The sequence below is a fragment of the Microbacterium sp. GCS4 genome (assembly GCF_001262495.1).
Taxonomy (GTDB): domain Bacteria; phylum Actinomycetota; class Actinomycetes; order Actinomycetales; family Microbacteriaceae; genus Microbacterium.
Genome location: NZ_LGYE01000002.1, coordinates 421,013 through 440,341 on the forward strand (window position 1 = coordinate 421,013; position 19,329 = coordinate 440,341).

A 19,329-nucleotide genomic window follows, 5' to 3' on the forward strand; every position below is an offset into this window, starting at 1 on the left:
GGCCGGGAGTGTCCGCTGATTCTCGGATAAGGTCCATCTCCAGAGGTTCGTGATCCGGGGATCGCGGGACTCCACGGGGAGAATCAGGGGGCAGCGGTGTCTGCAGGCGCGCGGTCGAGCATCCGGCGGACACTCGCGGTGATCGCCTGTGCTCTGCTGCTCGTCTGCGGGCTGGTCGTGGCGAACGACCGCATCGCCGCCCCCTCGGCATCCGCAGCGCAGGACCCGGCGCAGTGTGTCGGCGCGGTCTCCCTGAGCAACGGCGGCTTCGAGACCCCGGCGATCGGGAATGCCACGAACAAGCTGACCCCCGACAGCCAGGTGCCCGGGTGGTCCACGACCGACGCCCAGAAGGTGATCGAGATCTGGAGCAGCGGCTTCCTGGGCGTGCCGGCGGCCCAGGGGCGGCAGTTCGTCGAACTCAACGCCAACACCCCGAGCCGGCTGTTCGAAGACGTCGCGACGACCCCGGGGCAGACCTTCTACTGGTCGCTCCGCCATCGCGGGCGCATCGGCACGGACGTCATGCGGGTCATGATCGGCGCCCCCGGGGGAACGCTCGTGCAGAGCGGAGCGAACCTGTCCGACGGCAACACCGCCTGGGGTACGCACACGGGCACCTACACGGTTCCGGCCGGCCAGACCGTGACGCGTTTCGCCTTCGAGGCCGTGAGCTCTGCGGGCGGCAACGCCTCGGCGGGCAACTTCCTCGACGACATCACCTTCGGCTCGTTCCCGTGCCTCGTCACGACCAAGGCCGTGACCAACCTGTCGCGCAGCGGCACGACCGCCGAGGTCGGCGACATCCTCCGCTACACCGTGACGACGCGCAACGACGGCGGCAACCCCGCGCGACAGGCGGTGTCGACGGACGTGCTCCCCGCGGGGCTCGAGTTCGTCTCCGGCTCGCTGTCGATCGCCAGCGGACCGGGCAAGGGTACGGTGAGCGATGCGGCCGCGGACGATCGCGGAGAGCACCTCGCGGCCACCCGCACGGTGCAGGTGCGGCTCGGCGACGGAGCCACGGCCACGACGGGCGGATCCGTCGGCGTGGGAGCGAGCACGAGCTACACGTTCGACGCCCGGGTGACCGTGGAGGCGGCCGGCCGCACGCTCCTCAACGAGGCGCGGGTCGTCTTCCGCGACGACGTGACGACGCAGAGCCGCACCTCCATCAGTCAGCAGACCAGCACACCTGTGAACCGAGCGGCCGACCTCGCGATCATCAAGACGCTCGACACCGCCACGGTCGTCGCCGGACGCGCCGTGTCGTTCACCCTCGCAGTCTCGAACAACGGCCCGCACGCCGCCACGGGGGTCACCGTGACCGACCCGATCCTCGCGGGGATGACGGACGTGACGGCCACGTCCGCGGGAGCGACCTGCACGGTGGCCGCTGCCGTGAGCTGCACCGTGCCCGAGATGGGCGTCGGGGAGGCCGTGCAGATCCGGGTGAACGGCACCGTGCGCGCCGACGCGGACCCCGGAGCCGCGCTCACGAACACGGCGACCGTCATGGGCGCGCGCACCGACCCGATGCTCGCGAACAACACGGCGACCGCGACCGCGACCATCTCGACCGTCGCGGACGTGTCGATCGCGAAGACCTTCGCGCCGGCGGCCCCGATCGCCGGACAGGACCTGACGTACACTCTCGCACTGCGCAACGCCGGGCCGGCCGAGGCCCGCGACGTCGTGCTGACCGATCCCCTCGACCCCGCGACGACGTTCGTCAGCGCCGCGACGCCCCAGGGCGACTGCGCCGTGCAGACCTCGATCCTCACGTGCGCGATCGGCACCCTGGCCCCCGGTGCGTCGGTCGACGTGACCGTCGTCGTGCGGATACCCGCGGCGGCGACCGCGGTGGTGCAGAACACCGCATCCGTCACCACGAGCACGTCCGACGCCCAGCCCGCGAACAACGTGGATTCGGTGAGCTTCCAGCCCGGTGTCGTCGCCGACCTCTCGCTCACCAAGACCGCCTCCGCGGAGAGGGTGTCGGCGGGGGATCCGATCGACTTCACCCTCGCGGTGCGCAACCGCGGAGCCTCCGATGCGGCGAACGTGGTGCTGGACGACACCCTCCCCGCCGGGTTCACCGTCGCCGGGGTGGAGGCGCCCGCCGGGGCGGCCTGCACGGTCACCGGTGTCGCCGTGCGCTGCACGTGGGCGACCTTCCCGGTCGGCGGCCCGGCGAACGTGACCGTGCGCGCCCGGGTGTCCGCGGACGCACCCGCGGGGATCGTCACGAACACGGCATCCGTCGCGGCGCCGGCCGACGACGCCGACACCTCGGACAACGCGGACGCAGTCGACGTCGAGGTCGTGCACAGTGCAGACCTGCGCGTCGAGAAGACCGCCCCGGCGACGGGCGAGCCCGGGAGCGGATTCGCCTACACGCTCCTCGTCACGAACGCCGGCCCGTCGGTCGCGCGCGGAGCGTCGCTGAGGGATACCCTCCCGGCCGGCTTCGAGTCCGCCGCCGTCGGCCGCCCCGGATGCGCCGTCTCCGCGGGGACCCTCGTGTGCGACCTGGGGGACCTCGCGCCCGGGGCCGAGGCGACCGTCCGGGTCGAGGGACGGTGGAGCGCCACGGCGTCCGGAGTCGTGGCGAATACGGCATCCGTCCTCTCGGCCACCCCCGACCCGCGCACCGCCGACAACGAGTCCACGGCGGAGGTGCGGCTCGTGCCGAGCGCCGACGTCTCGGTCGTGAAGACCACGACGACTCCGACGCTGCCGCGTGGCGGCACGGCGTCCTTCCTGATCACGGTCCGCAACGACGGTCCCTCGGCTGCGGCGGGCGTGACGGTCGACGAGGCCGTCCCGCCAGGGCTCGCGATCACCGCCGCGACGCCGTCCGCAGGTTCGTGGTCGGCCAAGGACGCCCGCTGGACGGTCGGCACTCTGCTGCCCGGAGCGTCCGCGACGCTCGCGGTCACGGCCGGGACCACGGCCGAGGGGCGGCACGTCAACACCGTCGTGGCGAGTACGACCACGCCCGACCCCGATCCGTCGGACGACCGCGCCACGGCGGCCGTCGACGTCACCCCGTCCGCCGACGTGTCGATCGTGAAGACCGTCGCCGAGACACCCGCGGCGCTGAATCGACAGGTGTCGTACACGCTCACGGTGGCGAACGACGGGCCCAGCGAGGCCGCCGCCGTCACGGTCGCCGACGTGCTCCCTGCCGATCTGCTGTCGCCCGCGACGACAAGTCCCGGCTGCACGGTCTCCGGATCGCAGCTGACCTGCACGCGGCCGACGCTGGCCGCCGGGGCGAGGTTCGTCGTGGCGGTGAGAAGCACGCTCGACCCGGCGACCGCGGCTGACACGCTCTCCAACACCGCGACGGTGGCCTCGACCACAGCCGACCCCGATCCGGCCGACAACTCCTCGACGGTCGTGGTGCCCGTGACGGGCACGCCACAGGTCGAGCTCGTGAAACGCGCCGACGCCCCGACCGACTCCACAGGCGACGGGCGCATCGGCGCGGGCGATGCGGTGGCCTACACCTTCACGATCCGCAACACCGGTCCGGTGACGCTGACGGCCGCGACGATCGAGGATCCCCTTCTGGGCGGGGAGGTCGGCTGCGCCGCGTTCGCCGCGCCGCTCCCCCCGGGAAGCGAGGTGACGTGCGCGCCCGTGCTGTACACGCTGAGCCAGGAGGACGTCGACCGGGGCACGCTCCGCAACGACGCGACGGTTCTCGCGCAGTCGGCGCGGGGGAGCGCGACGGATGAGGCCGCGGCGGCCGTCACGGTGCCCGCGGTCAACGCGATCGACCTCGCCAAGTCCTCGAGCACCGTGGTCGACGTCGACGGGGACGGACGGGTGGATGCGGGGGACACGATCTCGTACACGTTCACGGTGACGAACGCCGGGACGACGACGCTGCGCGCCGTGCGGATCACCGACCCGATGCTCGGGGGCGGTGTCGTGTGCCCGGAGCTGGTCGGCATCGCGATCGATCCGGGCGGATCCGTGAGGTGCCCGGCGGTGTCGTACACGCTGACGCAGGACGACATCGATTCCGGGGTCGTGCGCAACGACGCGTCCGTGGTCGCCGACGCGCCGATAGGGACGGTGAGGGACTCGGCCGCGGCATCCGCCGACCTCGACCGCACCGCCGCGATCGAGCTGAGCAAGACGGCCGGCGACGTCATCGACGTCGACGACGACGGCATGATCGGCGCGGGCGACGCGGTCGAGTACACGTTCGCGGTGCGGAACACGGGCACCACGAGCGCGACCGGGGTGTCGGTCTCGGATCCGCTGCTCGGCACCGCGCCGCTGTGCGACCTCGGGGTGCTCGCGCCGGATGCCGTCGCGGAGTGCGGTCCGTTCCGGCACACCCTCACGCAGGCTGAGGTCGAGGCAGGCATCATCCGCAACACGGCGTCGGTTCAGGGCACGAGCCCTCTCGGCGCGGTCGCGGACGACGCGGCCGTCGACGTGGTCGTGCAGGGGGAGAGCGTGATCCGCCTCACGAAGACGCCGGGGACGCCCGTCGACGCCACCGGCGACGGCCGGATCGGGGCGGGCGACACGGTCGCCTACACCTTCACCGTCCGGAACGCGGGGACTACGGTGCTGCGCGACATCGTGATCGAAGACGCCCGCCTCGACGGCGTGGTGGACTGCCCGGCGCTGGAGGGTCTCACGCTCGCGCCCGGAGAGTCGGCGACCTGCGGCGCGGTCGATCTCACCCTCACCCAGCGGGACATCGAGAGCGGCTCCGCGTTCAATGTCGCGAGTGCGAGCGCGGACAGTGCGCGCGGTGTGACCGAGGACACCACGTCCGCACGTGTGGAGGCCCGGGGCACCAGCGGCGTCGAGCTCGTGAAGACAGCCGGGCCCGTGGTCGACACGAACGCCGACGGTCGTGCGGGCGCCGGCGACACGATCGACTACACCTTCCTGGTGCGCAACACCGGCACGACCGCGCTGCGCGGGGTCGTGCTGGACGACCCGCTGCTCGGCGGTGCCGTGCCCTGCGAGGCGCTGGAGGAGCGTGCGGTGGTCCCCGGGGCGGAGGTCACGTGCGGTCCCGTGCCGTACGCGCTCTCCCAGGCGGACGCGGATGCCGGCACCGTGCACAACACGGCATCCGTCCTCGCCCGGTCGGTGGCGGGCGACGTCGGCGATGGTGCGGAGGCCGATTCGCCCGTGCCGGGTACGGACGGCATCGCGCTCACCAAGTCCGCCGTCTCCGTCGATGACGTCGACGGCGACGGGGCGATCGGCGCGGGTGACGCGGTCTCCTATGCATTCGTCGTCTCCCACACGGGGACGCGGACCCTGCGTGCCGCGGAGATCACGGACCCGATGCTGGGAGGCGCCGTCGCGTGCGCGGGACTCGACGGCGCGGATCTGGCTCCCGGGGCGGTCGTCTCGTGCGCTCCGGTCGTCCACACCCTCTCCCAGGAGGACGTGGACGGCGGACGGGTGCACAACGAGGCCGTGGTGCGGGCGACAGCCCCGGGCGCCGTGATCGTCGAGGATGCGGCGGAGATCGAGGTCACGATCGACGGTTCGACGGGAATCGAGCTGCGCAAGTCCGCGGGAGCCGTGGCCGACGTCGACGCGGACGGCGCGATCGGCGCAGGAGACAGCGTGGCGTACTCGTTCCTGATCCGCAATGTCGGCAGCACCACGCTGCGCGACGTCGCGCTGGACGATCCGCTGCTCGGCGGCGCCGTCGCGTGCCCTGCGCTGGTCGGCCTCGCGCTCTCGCCGGGAGCCGAGGTCGAGTGCGGGCCCGTGGAGCACCTCCTCGTTCAGCAGGACGTCGACGCCGGCATCCTCCGCAACACCGCCACGGTCGGCGCGCGGTCCGGGGCGGATGCCGTCGAGGACTCCGCCACGGTCGACGTCGAGGTCACCGGTGCGTCCCGCATCGGCCTGCTCAAGTCGGCGGCGGCCACGGTCGATGCGAACGGCAGCGGACGAGTGGATGCCGGCGACACCATCGCCTACACCTTCACCGTGACGAACCTCGGGACGACCGGTCTGCGCGACGTGGTCGTCGCGGATCCGCGCCTCGACGGCGACATCCGGTGCGACGCCGTCGACCTCGAGCCCGGCCGCTCCACGATCTGCCACGGCATCGCGGCCGTGCTCACTCAGTCGGAGATCGATGCCGGCGAGATCGTGAACACCGCGACAACGACCGCGGCGAGGACGAACGGCGAGACCGTGTCCGCCCAGGCGACCGTGCGCACACCCGTCGAGAACCAGCCCGCGATCGCCCTCGTCAAGTCCGGCGGCGAGTACGCCGACGACGACGGCGACCGGAAGGTGAGCCCCGGCGACTCGGTGGCGTTCCGGTTCTCCGTGACCAACACCGGAGCGCGGTCGCTCACGGACATCGTGATCGAGGATCCGCAGCTCGGCGGTCGACTGGACTGCCGGATCCCCGACCTGGCGCCGGGGGAGACCACCGGATGCGGACCGGTCCGCTACCGCCTTACCGGGGTCGACGTCGCGTCCGGCGAGGTCGTCAACGTCGCGACTGTGAGCGCCGCTGCGGGCGCCGTGGTCGTGACGTCCGGCGCGACCGCCTCCGTCGACGTGTCGTCCCTGGCGGCCACCGGCGGGGCCACGTCGATCGCGGCGGTCGCCGCCGTCGTGCTGCTCGTGCTCGGCGGCCTGATGCTCGCGCTCGCCCGGCAGCGCCGTCGGCATGGTCAGCGGGTGCGGCGCAGGCGGAGCCCGGGGAACGTGTGAGTTCCGCGGCCCGTCCCCGTTGCGTCACCGCGCGTTCACGCACCGCCGTTACCATGGATCTCGATAGCGCCTAGGGTTCCGGGGCGCGATGCCGGCCGGACGGTCGGGATCGCCCCGTCTGGTCCGAGCGGCGCCACGGCCTCCCTCCGCAGGGACGCCGTCATCTGACAGGACAAAAGCCCGGAGGACCCTCTTCGTCGCGCCTCGCGACGCAGGGAAGGGTCGGTCATGTCCGCGTTCGCGTTCGTCCTCGTCATCACCGCTGCTCTCGCGCACGCGGCCTGGAACGTCATCGCGCACGGCGTGAGCCGGGCGGGCACGCCGTTCCTCTGGTGGGGCGCGGTCGGGAGCACGGTCGTGTGGCTCGGCGTCATCCCGTTCACGGGCGGACTCGGAACCGACGACCTGTGGGGCTTCACGTTGGGCGTCGCGGTGTCCGGCGTGCTCCACGTGCTCTACATGGCCGTGCTGCAGCGCGGATATCGCGAGGGCAATCTGTCCACCGTGTACGCGACGGCCCGCGGCACCGGACCCTTCCTGTCGGTGATCGTCGCGGTGCTGCTGCTCGGCGAACGCCCCTCGGCCGTGGCACTGCTCGGCGTCGCGGCGATCATCGTGGGGGTGGTCGCGATCGGGCTCGTCGACCGCGGGCGCTCCGGCGGCGTGCGGCGACGCATCGACCCCGGGCTCGTGTTCGGCCTGTTGACGGGCGTCGCGATCGCCGCGTACACGATCTGGGACGCCAACGCCGTGCGCACCTGGAGTCTCTCGCCGGTCGCGTTCATGGTGGGTACGACGCTGCTCGAGATCCCCTTCTACACGGTCGGTGTGCGGGGGCGGTGGTCGGCCGTGCGGATGCTGTGGACGACGCAGTGGCGGCGGATCACGGCGTTCAGCATCCTGTCGCCGCTGTCGTACATCCTCGTCCTCACGGCGATCCAGATCGCGCCGGTCGCGCTCGTCGCGCCGTTGCGCGAGGTGAGCGTCGTGCTCGTGAGCCTCTTCGGCGTCTTCGTGCTGCGCGAGAGTCGCCCCGGGTGGCGGATCGCAGCGTCAGCGGTCGTCGCCGCGGGCATCGTCCTGCTGGCGCTGTGAATCGTGCCGTCGGCGCGGTGAGCGGATCCGGTCGACCCGATCTCAGCGGAACTCGACGAGTCCCGCGTGGGCTGCCGTCACGAGGATCTGCACGCGATCACGCACGTGCCACTTCGACATGATGCGTCCGAGGTGGGCCTTGACCGTCCCCTCGGACACGATCAGCGACCGTGCGATCTCGGCGTTCGACATGCCCTGGGCGAGGCGCTGCAGCACTTCCTGCTCACGGTCGGTGAGCTCTTCGAGCGTGCCGTCGCTCGTGACGGGCTCGGTGTCGCGCACGTGCTTGATGAGCAGCGAGGCGATCCGCGGCGACAGCGAGCTCTGGCCGCTGTACACCTCGCGCACGGCCGACACGATGCTCGCGGCACTGGAGTCCTTGAGCATGTAGCCGGAGGCGCCGGCGCTGAGCATCGGCAGAACGGTGTCGCTGCCGTCGAGCGTGGTCACGGCGAGGATGCGGATCTCCGGCCAGCGTTCGGCGATCACGGCGGTGGCCTCGATGCCGTTCATCTCGGGCATCTGCACATCCATCATCACGACGTCTGGACGCTCGCGTTCGACGGTGTCGATGCCCTCGAGTCCGGTCTCCGCCTCGGCGATCACGGTGATCTCGGGGTCGCGGGACACGAAGTGGGACAGGGCAGAGCGCACGAGGGGATCGTCATCGACGATCACGACACGGATTTCCGGCATGCAGGAAGCCTACCTGCGGCGCGTCGATCAGCGAAGGACTAGACCTTCGTCTAGTCAGCTCTAGCGGAAAGACAGATGTGCGGAGCTCAGATCGCCGAGAAGATGTAATCACGACTTCACAAAAGACCAACTCAGGAGGTGAATTGATATGACTTTTTGGCAGGGTGTCGGTAAGTTCTTTGGCTTCACTCGCTAATATATCTGGCGAATAGGAGATACTGAAGCATGGCTTTAAGTCCGAGAAGCGCACGGGATACGACGGGCGCGCGTCTCGGCAAGGGCGAGAAGCTGATCGCCCTGGAACGGATCTTCGTTCTCGCGATCCTCGTCACGATCCTGACTGTCGACGTCATCGGGTATTTCGTCCCTCCGGGGGTGGACCCGTTCGTCGCTGCGATCGGTGTCGCGACGACCGTCTCGCTCGGCCTCTATCTCTGGTCTCCTCTCTATGCGACATGCGCGCTCGCCGTGGTGTTCGCACTCTCCTTCCTCACGGGCAGTGAATCCCAGGTCCTGATCGCCGCCGCTTTCGCGGCCGGTCTGATCATGCGCCTCGGGTGGAACGCCCTGATCCTCTCCTATGCAGGTCTGTTCCTGGTCGCGACGGCGCTCGTCGCTCTCTCCGACCCGGAAGGCCCTGCCAACATCAGTGTCGGCATCTTCCTCATCAGCGCGGCGGTGTCCGGTGCCATCGGATACGCGCTGAGACTCGCCTTCGCCCGAGGGCGCAGACTCGAGGTGGAACTGGCCGAGAAGGCCGAACAGGAACGACAGGCGGTTCTCGCCGAGCGACGATGGATCGCCGGCGAGTTGCACGACAGCATCGCCCATCACCTCACGGTGGTGTCGCTGCACGTGCAGATGCTCGACGACGCCGACGCGAGTCCGGCGTCGCAGGAGGCCATCCGCATCGCGGCCCGCAAGGCTATGACGGACCTCCGCTTCGTGATCGATCTCGCCGATGACGGTCCCCGCGCAGCGGGTATGCCGACCGGCGACCTCGCCGCCTCGATCTCCGAGGCCGCCGAGGAGTTCGAATCAGCCGGCCACACCGTGCTGCTCGTGGGCGACCCCGCCGATGAGCGCATTCCGCGTGCCGCTGAGATCATCTTCGCGCGCATCATGCGCGAGTCCGCCACCAACGTGCTCAAGTACGCGGGGCAGGGGCAGATCGAGATCCGCCTCGACGTGACGGACGACGCCGCAGGGCTGACCATCGGCAGCCCTCTTTCGGCGAGCCCCCGGCGTGAACTCTCGTCCAGCCGCACCGGCATCGGCCGCATGGCCGAGCGCGTGCTCGGCGCGAGCGGCGAGTTCAGCGCCGGCGAGGTCGACGGCCGCTGGGTCGTCGCCGCCCACCTGCCCATCGCCCGCCAGGCGCGGGACACGGACGACGCGCCCGCCGCGGATGTCGGCGCACCGAGCGCGGAGGCGGTAGAGTCCTCGGAAGGTGCCCGCGTCGAGACTCGAGTTCTCCGCAGGGCGAGGCGCAAGCAGAACTAGACGAAAGTCTAGGCAATGTCTCGACGTTCGATGGTGTTCCTTGGTGCACCGGGACGCTTACCTTGGTACTACCCCAGAAATAGCGCATCCCCAGCGCTTTGATCGCGAGCGCGATCCTTGGAATCTGATCCCCATCGCGCTCGCGATCGGCTTCTCCGGAACCGATCAGGTTCTCCGCCGTTCGCTGCGCGCATCGCCCTCGTTCGTTGGACGCCGGTTCAGCCGCCTACGGCGCGCATGTAGTGTCCGTCTGTGGATATCCCGGATGCCGCGACCGTGAACCGCACGACCTCGCTGAGGTAACGGTCCTCCGATGCCTCGAAGATCCGGCCTTCCGCATCCCGCGAGATGCGGATCAGGCGAAGGATCGGGGTGCCCTGCGGGACACGCAGCAGCGCCGCATCCTGCTCATCGGCTGCCACGGCATCGATCTGATGCTGCAGTCCCACGATCGGATGGCCGATAGACGCCAGATGTTCGGTGATGGAGATCTGATCCGTGTCCACCTCGAAGAGCCTCCGTCCGGGGACCTCCGTATAGAAGAGTCGCTCGAGCATGGTCGGACGTCCATCCAGTAGACGCAGGCGCACCACGCTCACGATCGTGGCCTCCGGCGCGACGCCGAGCAGCTCGGCGCGATCGCCGGCGCGGCGGAGGCTCAGCTCCTGGGTCTCGGCTCCCGGGGCGACGCCCAGCTCCCGCGCCCACCGGGTGAACGGGACCGACACGTCGACCGCCTGACTCGCCTTGCGCGCGACCACGCGGGCCGGACGCCCGCGACCCGTCTCGATCAGGCCCTCTCCGCGCAGACGCGCCAGCGCGTTGCGGATGGGTCCGCGGGACGTGCTCCATCGTTCGGCGAGCTCCGCCTCGGTGGGGACGTCGTCTCCCGGGCGCAGCGCCCCCGTCGCGATCTGGGTGCGCAGGTCGTCGGCGATCTGGGTGTACACAGCTTCGGCCACATAGGCATACTACTTCGCCATGTTGACGCCCGTCTCGCTGTTCGATGCGCGTTCATCCGCACGAATCCCCGGTGAACGACACCTGAACTCTTCCGAGTTAGGTACATATGTCGCGCTTCCTCCTGTCAGAGTTACCCGTGGATCACCCCCTCACACCTCTGAAAGGTCCTCATGAAGCTTCGCGCTCTCCCCGTCCTCGCCGGCGCAGCGATTCTCGCGCTCGGTCTCGCCGGCTGCTCCGGTGCCGCGGAGGCGAACGGCTCCGGTTCCGACGTCGACACGGCGTCCGCCACCGGCGGGTTCGCGGTCGACGAGAACACGCTCGTGTTCGGCGTGGTCCCCGACTCGGTGGACACCGAGACGAACTACCAGCCGCTCATGGACTACATCGCCGAGATCACCGGCAAGACCGTGGAGTACCACGAGTCCACTGACTATGCCGCGCTGATCGAAGCCGCGGTCGCCGGCAAGGTCGACGTGGCCTCCTTCTCGGGCTTCACGTACGTCACCGCCACCAACAACGGTGCGAAGCTCACCCCGATCTCCTCGATCGTCACCGAGGAGGGCCAGGAGCCCGGCTACTACTCCCAGGCCATCGTTCCCGCCGACAGCGACATCGACAGCATCGAGGACTTCGCGGGCAAGAAGGTCTGCTTCGTGGATCCGTCTTCGACCTCCGGCTACCTCTTCCCCTCGTACAACCTGCTCGAGGCGGGGATCGACCCGACGACCGACATCACGCCGGTCTTCGCGGGCAAGCACGACGTGTCGGTGCAGAAGGTCGGCGAAGGCGTCGAGTGCGAGGTCGGATTCGCGGAGGATTCCGAGGTCGCGAAGTCCGACGAGGTGAAGGTCATCGACGAGACCATGGTCCCCGGCGCCCCGCTGGTCTACTCCTCGACCCTTCCCGACGACGTCGCGCAGGAGCTCATCGACGGGCTCGGCCAGATCACGATCGACGACATCATCGCCGCGGGCATCGACAGCGCCGACTCGGACTCGTTCCGCAGCGTGTTCCACGCCACCGAGCCGGTCGACGACGCGTACTACGACCTGATCCGCGACATCTGCACGGAGACCGAAGCGGAGCAGTGCAAGGCCTGACCTCGCACCCGCCCGTTCGTTGAGCGAGCGCGGCGAGACGAAACGTGTCGACACTGCGCGTTTCGTCTCGTCGCTTCGCTCCTCGCTCAACGACCGAGTTCCACGACGACCTCACTCCCGGGAGAACACCATGAACGCAGCATCCGACTCCCTGATCCGCCTCGACGGCGTGACCAAGACCTTCGGCTCGACCACGGCCCTGAAAGACGCGTCGCTCCAGGTCGCGCGCGGCGAGATCGTCGTTCTCCTGGGCCTGTCCGGCTCGGGCAAGTCGACCCTGCTGCGGCACCTCGACGGACTCGAGGTGCCCACGGCCGGTTCCGTGCAGGTGCTCGGCGAGCAGGTGCCCGCGCTGAAAGGCCGGGCCCTGCGCGCGCTCCGCAGCCGCGTCGGCTTCATCTTCCAGCAGTTCGAGCTCGTGCCCTCGCTCACCGTGCTCGAGAACGTGCTCACCGGATCGCTGTCGACCGTCCGCGGGCCGCGCCTCGGGCTGTGGGGGTACTCGCGGGCCGCCAAGCTCCGTGCCCTCGAGCACCTCGACCGCGTCGGCCTGCTCGACCGTGCGTATCAGCGCAGCGACACCCTCTCCGGCGGGCAGCAGCAGCGCGTCGCCATCGCGCGCGCCCTCATGCAGAAGCCGGACATCCTGCTGGCCGACGAGCCCGTCGCCTCGCTCGACCCGGAGTCGAGCGACCAGGTGATGGCGCTCATCCGCGAGATCGCGGCCGACGAGGGGCTCACTGTCGTGTGCAGCCTCCACCAGGTCGACCTCGCGATCTCCTGGGCCGATCGCATCGTCGGCCTCCGCCACGGCGAGGTCGTGCTCGACACCCCCACGACCGCCCTCACGAAGGCCGAGGTCATGGAGATCTACGGACGCGTCGCGACGTCGACGGCCGAGATCCGGGCCGTGCAGGTCGAGCTCACCGAGACCGCCGTCGACGTCGCGCAGGTCGACCGGGAAGCCGCCGTCGCCGCCTCCGCAGCCGTGAGCAGGGCCTCCGTCTCGTGACGCTCCTGGACACCTCTGCCTCTCCGATGCCTGCGGGCGGCGGACCCGTCGCGGCACGTGCACCTCGTCGTCCGATCTCGCCGGAGCGCATCGCCGCCGGGCTGACGCTGCTGGCGCTCGTGGTCCTCGGCATCCTCGCCGTCCGCGAGGTCGACATCTCGATCCCCGCGATGGTGCAGAGCTGGGGCAACGCCGAGAACTTCATGGCCCGCGTCGGCGGACTGTCGTTCCCCGAGTTCGGCGACCTCGTGTGGCTCATCGCGCTGACAGTCGGTCTCGTGCTGGTCGGCACGCTGCTCGCCGCCGTGCTGTCGGTGCCGATCGCCTATCTCGCCGCAGCGAACACGACCCCCGGCAACGGCTGGCGGATCGCGGCGCGATTCGTCGGCGTGCTCACCCGAGCACTTCCGGACGTCGTGCTCGCGATGGCGTTCGTGCTCATGTTCTCGCTGGGCACACTGCCCGGGATCCTCGCGATCGGCATCCATTCGATCGGCATGATCTCGAAGATGTTCGCCGACGCGATCGAGCAGATCGACGAGGGCCCCCGTCTCGCGATCCGCGCCGCCGGCGGCTCGAAAGTGCAGGAGTTCACCGCCGGCATCCTCCCGCAGGTGCTGCCGAGCTGGGTCGCGACCGTGCTGCACCGCAACGACATCAACCTGCGCGGCAGCGTGGTGCTCGGCTACGTCGGCGTCGCGGGTCTCGGCCTCGAGATGTCGTACGCGTTCAAGGCTCTCAACTACGGCAAGGGCCTGGGGATCGCGCTCGTCATCTTCGTGCTCTGCATCGTCATGGAGATCGTGTCGAGCACGGTGCGCGGGGCGATGCTCGGGAAGCAGAAGCACACGCGCTCGTGGATCGACCGGATCATCCACCCGCGGATGCGGGATGCGGATGCCGGGACGTCGACCGGACGTCCGGCGTGGGCGAGTTCGCCGCAGACCGCCGTGCGTCGGCCGTGGACGGCCGAGCGCGTGCGGAACACGATCGGCGTGGCGATCGCCGTACTCGTCGTGATCGGCAGCGTCGTCGTGAGCCAGATCAACTGGATGGACTTCGTCACCTTCTGGGCCAAGCTGCCCGAGGTCGCTGTGAAGTTCTGGCCGCCGTCGTTCGGCAGCTACGACGCCTCCGCCATGTTCCTCGCGATGCGCGACACCGTGGCGATCGCCCTCGCCGCGACCGTGCTGACGCTGCTCCCGTCGCTGCTGCTCGGGTCGCTCGCGGCGTCGAACGTCGCCCCTGGCCCCGGCGTCCGTGGCATCGCGCGCCTCCTGCTCGTCGGCATCCGGGGCATCCCTGAGCTCATCCTCGCGATCGTGCTCGTGGTGGTCACGGGGCTGGGCGCGCAGGCGGGCGTGATCGCTCTCGCGATCGGCGGCATCGGACTTCTCGGCAAGCTCATCGCGGACTCGTTCGAGGAGGTCGACCGCGGACCGGAGCGCGCTCTGCGTGCGGTGGGCGCCACTCGGCTGCAGACTTATGCGTCCGCCACGGTGCCGCAGGGTGTGCGGGCGCTCATCGGACACAGCTTCTACATGCTCGACACCAACATCCGCGCGGCGACCATCCTCGGCATCGTGGGCGGAGGGGGCGTGGGCTACTACCTGCTCAACGCCAGCCAGGGCTCGCGCTACGAGACCGTCACGGCCATCGTGCTCATGATCCTCGTCACGGTGCTCATCGTCGAGGGACTCGCGATGTGGATGCGGAAGGTGTTCCGATGATCGGCGGGTGGACCTTCCGGGACTCCGCGGACCTCATCGTCGTCGGCTCGGGCATCGTCGGGCTCGGTGCGGCCTATGCGGCCGTCCGCCGGGGTCTCCGGGTCGTGGTCGTGGACCGCTCGGACGCTCCGGTGGGCGCGACGATCCGCAACTTCGGGCACCTGTGCATCGGTGCGCAGACAGGCGAGGCCCGGCGCTACGCTGACTCGTCGCGTGACATCTGGCTGCGGCTGTCGCGTGACGCGGGGTTCTGGCTCCGCGAGTCGGGAACGCTGGTCGCGGCCCGTCACGTCGACGAGATCGCCGTGCTGGAGCATGCGGCCCAGGACGGCGGCATCCGGATGCTGGACGCGGCGGAGCTGCGTCGACGGGCGCCGCTTCGCGTCGAGGGGCTGGTGGGCGGCGCCCACATCGAGACGGATCTGCAGACCGACCCGCGCGCGGCGGCCCCCGCGATCGTGCGGCATCTTACGTCGCTCGGCGTCGAGTTCCGGTTCCGCACGGCGGCGCTCGAGGTCGCGACGGGCGCGGTGCGCACGACGCGTGGGGTGATCTCGGCGGGGGCCGTCGTGGTCGCGGCGAACCATGACGTCGACCAGCTGCTGCCCGAGGTCGCCGAGCGGGTGGGCATCGAGCGCTGCGCGCTCGACATGATGCGCATCGCGGCGGATCTTCCGCGGCCGTTGTCGGCGCCGCTGCTCACGGGCTGGTCGCTCGTGCGGTACGGGCGTTTCGCGGAGTCGACGGCGGCTCAGGCGCTGCGCGAGCGACTGCACGCCGAACGGCCCGACCTCGCCGCGCTCGATCTCAACCAGATGTACACGCAGCTGCCCGACGGCACGCTCATCCTCGGTGACTCGCATGCGACCGCGACCGCGCCGCCGCCGTTCCAGCCCGAAGCTGCGTTCGCGGCTTTCCTTGCCGAGGCCGAGGCTCTCTTCGAGATTGGTGCCCCGCGCGTGCTGGAGCGCTGGCAGGGGGTCTACGCCAAGGGGCCGCAGGAGTTCCTCGTCGACAGGGGCGTCGAGGGGGTGCTGGTGCTCGCCGCGACCACCGGCATCGGCATGACGACGGGACTGGGGCTCGCCGAAGAGAATCTCACCGCCGCCTTCGGGTGGACACCCGCTATGGAAGGAACACCATGACCGCTCACGAACCCCGACCCCTCGAACTCGTCGTCCTCGACATGGCAGGCACCACGGTGCGCGACGACGGCGTCGTGGAGTCCGCCTTCCAGCGCGCGGCGGAACGCACGGGCGTCGCCGACCGGATGCCGTGGGAGGACGCTCTGCAGTATGTCCGCGACACCATGGGCCAGTCGAAGATCGACGTGTTCACGCATCTCGCGGGCGGCGACCGGGAGGCGGCGAGGCGCGCCACCGCCGCGTTCGAGGGCGCCTATGCCGAGATCGTCGCCGAGCAGGGGGTGTCGCCGATCCCGGGTGCTGCCGACGCGATCCAGGATCTCAAGGACGCGGGACTCGCTGTCGTGCTGACGACGGGGTTCGCGCCCGTCACCCGTGATGCGCTGCTCGACGGCCTCGGCTGGCGCGGACTCGTCGATCTGGCGCTCTCGCCGGTGGATGCCGGACGTGGACGGCCCGCTCCCGACCTCGTTCTCACGGCGCTGATGCGCACCGGGACCTCCGCGGTCGCGGCGGTGGCGGTCGCAGGGGACACCGTCAGCGACGTGGAGTCCGGACGCCGGGCCGGCGCGGGTTTCGTGGCCGGGGTCCTGACGGGTGCTCACGACTTCCGCGCTCTGTCGGGCGCGGGGGCCGACGCGGTGCTCGCCGACGTCTCGGCGTTGCGCGGGTCGCTGGCGGAGCACGGACTTCTGCGTCTCGTCGCGACCTCCTGAGGCGCGGGACATGGGCACCCTGCTGATCCGACCCCCTGGCCATCGCCGCGACGTCACACTGCGCCCCGCCGCGACGGCGATGGTGTGGATCGGCGACGGCCATCCGCACGAGACGATCGCGGTGCCCGGAGTGGCGCTCGGCGACGACGACGTGCTCGTGGCGGTCGAGCTGTCGACCATCTGCGGTTCCGACGTGCACACCGTGCAGGGCCGGCGCGCGGCGCCCGTGCCCCTGGTGCTGGGGCACGAGTGCGTCGGTCGCGTGATCGCGACGGGCGATGAGGGTGCCACCGCGGTCGACGGCACACCGCTGCGCATCGGCGACCGAGTGGTGTGGTCGGTGACGATCTCGTGCGGAACCTGCGACCGCTGCGCGGGCGGCCTGTCGCAGAAGTGCCGCACGCTCGGCAAGTACGGGCACGACCGCATCGGCGTGCACGGCGACCTCACCGGGGCGTTCGCGAGCCATGTGCAGGTGCGGGGAGGGACCGCGATCGTCCGCGCGCCGGAGTCGCTCCCTGCCTCGGTGCTCGCTCCCGCCTCGTGCGCGACCGCGACGGCGTGGGCGGCTGTCGCCCGCGCGGCCCGGGATCGGGATCTCGACGGCGCCGCCGTCCGCGTCCACGGCGCGGGTCTGGTCGGGCTCACGGCCGCGGCGATCGCGGTGGAGCGGGGCGCGACGGTCGAGGTCCTCGACCCCAACCCGCTGCGTCGTGCACTGGCGTCGCGCTTCGGGGCCACGTGCCTCGACCGCGATCCCGACGTCGTGATCGAGGCGTCGGGGCGTGCGGTGTCGCAGGCCCTGGAGGGCGTGGCCACGGGCGGAACGGTCGTACTGGTCGGCAGTGTGTTCCCGGCTGATCCCGTGCCGTTCGATGCCGAGAGCGCGGTGCGTCGCCTCGTGACGATCGCCGGCGTGCACAACTACACCGGAGTTGAGCTCGCCGAGGCCGTCGCCTTCCTCGCCGGACGTGGGCGGGCGTACCCCTTCGCCGACGCGGTCGGGGAAGTCCGGCCGCTCGCGGCGATCGACGAGGCGCTCGTCGCGGCGACCGCCCCGGACGCACCGCTGCGGATCGGACTCGTGCCCGGGCGCTGAAGCATGCCCACGTGCCGAACGAGCGCACACCCACGTCAGCCTCGCGGACGCGCGTGCGTCAGGTGAACATGACGCGTCGTCGTGGGGGGTCGGTGTAGGTGCGTCCGAGGGGGCTTGTCCAGGTGATGTGACCGCCGGGTTGCTGGTGTGCGGTCCATCGGTAGGGGTCGGTGCGTGTTCGTCCGCCGAGGGCGTGGTCGTGGGTGTGGTCGATGTCGCAGCGATGCACCGGCATGCGGCATCCGGGGAAGCGGCAGTGCTGGTCGCGGGCGCGAAGGAACCTGCGCATGGGTGCGGTGGGGGTGTAGGTGTCGGTCTGGGTCACGAGTCCGGTGGGATCGAGGAAGAGGCGGGACCATCCGGTGTGTCGTCCGGCGAGGCCGCGTGCGATGTCGGGGTGGAGGGGGCCGTGGCCGTCGAGTTCGGCGGGCCGGTCGTCGGTGCCGGTGAGGGTGGTCGCGGCGACGGTGACCTGGATGCGGGCCTGGATGGTGTCCAGTCCGGTGCCGAGCGTCTCGGAGGGGGCTGAGGCGAGGAGCAGGTCGGTGAGGAGGTCGGCACGGATCTGGTCGAGGGTGCGCTCATCGGCCGGGACGTGCTCGATGTCGGGGCTGGACGGATCCGTGAGCGGGTCGACGAGTCCGGCGAGCGGGTCTACGAGTCCGGCGAGCGGGTCGGTCGTGTACGTTCCGTCTTCGCCGTGAATGATGTTCTGCCCCTGGTCGGCGTCGAGGCGGGGATCGCCGGGCAGGAGGTCGCGCGCGAACTCATCGTCGGGGGCGGAGGGTGCGAGCGGCGGGAGGACGGGTTCGCGGTCGTTGCGGGTGCGGATGACCTCGCGGGCCATGCGGGTGAGGCGGTCGGCGATCGCGACGGCGAGCCATTCGGGGAGCACGGCGGTGAGCAGGGCGAGGCCGTCGTCGACGGAGCGCACGCTCACGCATCGTTCGTCGGTGGCGCGGCGGTGGCGTTCGAGGAGGGTCTGGCCGGCGAGGGTGGCGGCGACTTTGCGGGCGTGCGCGCGGGTGCGGGCGGCAGTGTCCTGTTCGGCGACGACGAGCACGGACTGCTCGAACAGCCCAAACGTCTCGATGTCCACGACCTTGTTGCGGACCGCCTCACCCACGATCCCGCTCGCGCGCACGATCTCCCGCACATGCCCGGCCGTGATCGTCCCGGCGGCGAACGCCGCACGCACGGCCGGCAGGTCGCGGGAGAGGGTGCGGGCGTCGGTGAACGCGTGCTCCACCGTCGCACGCGGTATGTGTCCGGCGGCGGCGTACTCGGCGATCATCGACCGGTAGATCGCATCACGGTGGAACGGGCTCTCGGCCACGTCCGCGTCGTGTACCGCGATCCGCTCGATCAGCAGGTCGGCCGCATGCGCTTCGAGTGCCGCGATCCGCCGCCGGGTGTCGACCCAGTCATCGAGCAGGCGGCACCGCTCCTCCATGTCGAGGTCGAGATCGGTGCGCCGGGTCATACCCCCAGCCTAGAACAAAGGTTCGAAACTACCGAGGGTCAGTCACGGAACA

The 19,329-nt window shown here is 70.5% G+C and carries 12 protein-coding genes; 9 read left to right on the forward strand and 3 right to left on the reverse strand.

What is annotated here, in order from left to right; all coding sequences use genetic code 11:
• The first annotated feature begins 96 nt into the window (after positions 1 to 96).
• On the forward strand, positions 97 to 6,732 hold the full coding sequence (locus AKH00_RS09210; protein WP_152926147.1) for a DUF7507 domain-containing protein: 6,636 nt from the start codon (positions 97 to 99) through the stop codon (positions 6,730 to 6,732).
• Between the two features lie 228 nt (positions 6,733 to 6,960).
• Positions 6,961 to 7,827 (forward strand): EamA family transporter, encoded by an 867-nt coding sequence (locus AKH00_RS09215; protein ID WP_050722422.1) that lies wholly within the window; start codon positions 6,961 to 6,963, stop codon positions 7,825 to 7,827.
• A gap of 42 nt (positions 7,828 to 7,869) precedes the next feature.
• Here the strand turns inward: AKH00_RS09215 and AKH00_RS09220 are convergent, their stop codons facing one another.
• Entirely contained in the window at positions 7,870 to 8,523 is a 654-nt protein-coding gene (locus AKH00_RS09220; RefSeq protein ID WP_235556732.1) for a response regulator, read from the reverse strand.
• 225 nt (positions 8,524 to 8,748) lie between these two features.
• On the opposite strand from AKH00_RS09220, the gene AKH00_RS09225 reads away from it, so the two are divergent.
• On the forward strand, positions 8,749 to 10,026 hold the full coding sequence (locus tag AKH00_RS09225) for a sensor histidine kinase (RefSeq protein ID WP_082297533.1): 1,278 nt from the start codon (positions 8,749 to 8,751) through the stop codon (positions 10,024 to 10,026).
• A 218-nt stretch (positions 10,027 to 10,244) separates the two neighbouring features.
• Here AKH00_RS09225 and AKH00_RS09230 read toward each other — a convergent pair whose 3' ends face one another.
• Positions 10,245 to 10,988, reverse strand: coding sequence for a GntR family transcriptional regulator (locus AKH00_RS09230; protein WP_235556733.1), 744 nt, complete (start codon positions 10,986 to 10,988; stop codon positions 10,245 to 10,247).
• 171 nt (positions 10,989 to 11,159) lie between these two features.
• On the opposite strand from AKH00_RS09230, the gene phnD reads away from it, so the two are divergent.
• The 6 genes from phnD to AKH00_RS09260 all read left to right on the forward strand — a co-directional run bounded on the left by phnD (position 11,160) and on the right by AKH00_RS09260 (position 17,794).
• The gene (gene phnD, locus AKH00_RS09235; protein ID WP_050722424.1) at positions 11,160 to 12,092 is read left to right on the forward strand and encodes a phosphate/phosphite/phosphonate ABC transporter substrate-binding protein; all 933 of its coding nucleotides are present in this window, start codon (positions 11,160 to 11,162) and stop codon (positions 12,090 to 12,092) included.
• Between the two features lie 130 nt (positions 12,093 to 12,222).
• Complete coding sequence (gene phnC, locus AKH00_RS09240; RefSeq protein WP_050722425.1) at positions 12,223 to 13,104, forward strand: phosphonate ABC transporter ATP-binding protein; 882 nt, start codon at positions 12,223 to 12,225, stop codon at positions 13,102 to 13,104.
• Positions 13,101 to 14,834 carry a phosphonate ABC transporter, permease protein PhnE gene (gene phnE, locus AKH00_RS09245; RefSeq protein WP_235556734.1) on the forward strand — a complete coding sequence of 578 codons (1,734 nt, stop codon included), beginning with the start codon at positions 13,101 to 13,103 and terminating at the stop codon, positions 14,832 to 14,834. The genes phnC and phnE overlap by 4 nt, the downstream gene beginning before the upstream one ends.
• Positions 14,831 to 15,979: a TIGR03364 family FAD-dependent oxidoreductase gene (locus AKH00_RS09250; protein WP_050722427.1), complete on the forward strand. Its 1,149-nt coding sequence runs from the start codon at positions 14,831 to 14,833 to the stop codon at positions 15,977 to 15,979. The genes phnE and AKH00_RS09250 overlap by 4 nt, the downstream gene beginning before the upstream one ends.
• Positions 15,976 to 16,695 (forward strand): phosphonatase-like hydrolase, encoded by a 720-nt coding sequence (locus tag AKH00_RS09255; protein WP_050722428.1) that lies wholly within the window; start codon positions 15,976 to 15,978, stop codon positions 16,693 to 16,695. Before AKH00_RS09250 ends, AKH00_RS09255 begins: the two co-directional genes overlap by 4 nt.
• Before the next feature lie 10 nt (positions 16,696 to 16,705).
• Complete coding sequence (locus AKH00_RS09260) at positions 16,706 to 17,794, forward strand: alcohol dehydrogenase catalytic domain-containing protein (RefSeq protein ID WP_050722429.1); 1,089 nt, start codon at positions 16,706 to 16,708, stop codon at positions 17,792 to 17,794.
• A 58-nt stretch (positions 17,795 to 17,852) separates the two neighbouring features.
• Here AKH00_RS09260 and AKH00_RS09265 read toward each other — a convergent pair whose 3' ends face one another.
• On the reverse strand, positions 17,853 to 19,277 hold the full coding sequence (locus AKH00_RS09265; RefSeq protein ID WP_050722430.1) for an HNH endonuclease signature motif containing protein: 1,425 nt from the start codon (positions 19,275 to 19,277) through the stop codon (positions 17,853 to 17,855).
• Positions 19,278 to 19,329 lie beyond the last annotated feature (52 nt).

What these genes read in the sequence shown, in the direction of transcription:
- AKH00_RS09260 (WP_050722429.1), top strand. Translation starts at nt 16,706, where the DNA reads ATGGGCACCCTGCTGATCCGACCCCCTGGCCATCGCCGCGACGTCACA.
- phnD (WP_050722424.1), top strand. Translation starts at nt 11,160, where the DNA reads ATGAAGCTTCGCGCTCTCCCCGTCCTCGCCGGCGCAGCGATTCTCGCG.
- phnC (WP_050722425.1), top strand. Translation starts at nt 12,223, where the DNA reads ATGAACGCAGCATCCGACTCCCTGATCCGCCTCGACGGCGTGACCAAG.
- AKH00_RS09220 (WP_235556732.1), bottom strand. Translation starts at nt 8,523, where the DNA reads ATGCCGGAAATCCGTGTCGTGATCGTCGATGACGATCCCCTCGTGCGC.
- AKH00_RS09250 (WP_050722427.1), top strand. Translation starts at nt 14,831, where the DNA reads ATGATCGGCGGGTGGACCTTCCGGGACTCCGCGGACCTCATCGTCGTC.
- AKH00_RS09225 (WP_082297533.1), top strand. Translation starts at nt 8,749, where the DNA reads ATGGCTTTAAGTCCGAGAAGCGCACGGGATACGACGGGCGCGCGTCTC.
- AKH00_RS09215 (WP_050722422.1), top strand. Translation starts at nt 6,961, where the DNA reads ATGTCCGCGTTCGCGTTCGTCCTCGTCATCACCGCTGCTCTCGCGCAC.
- AKH00_RS09255 (WP_050722428.1), top strand. Translation starts at nt 15,976, where the DNA reads ATGACCGCTCACGAACCCCGACCCCTCGAACTCGTCGTCCTCGACATG.
- AKH00_RS09265 (WP_050722430.1), bottom strand. Translation starts at nt 19,277, where the DNA reads ATGACCCGGCGCACCGATCTCGACCTCGACATGGAGGAGCGGTGCCGC.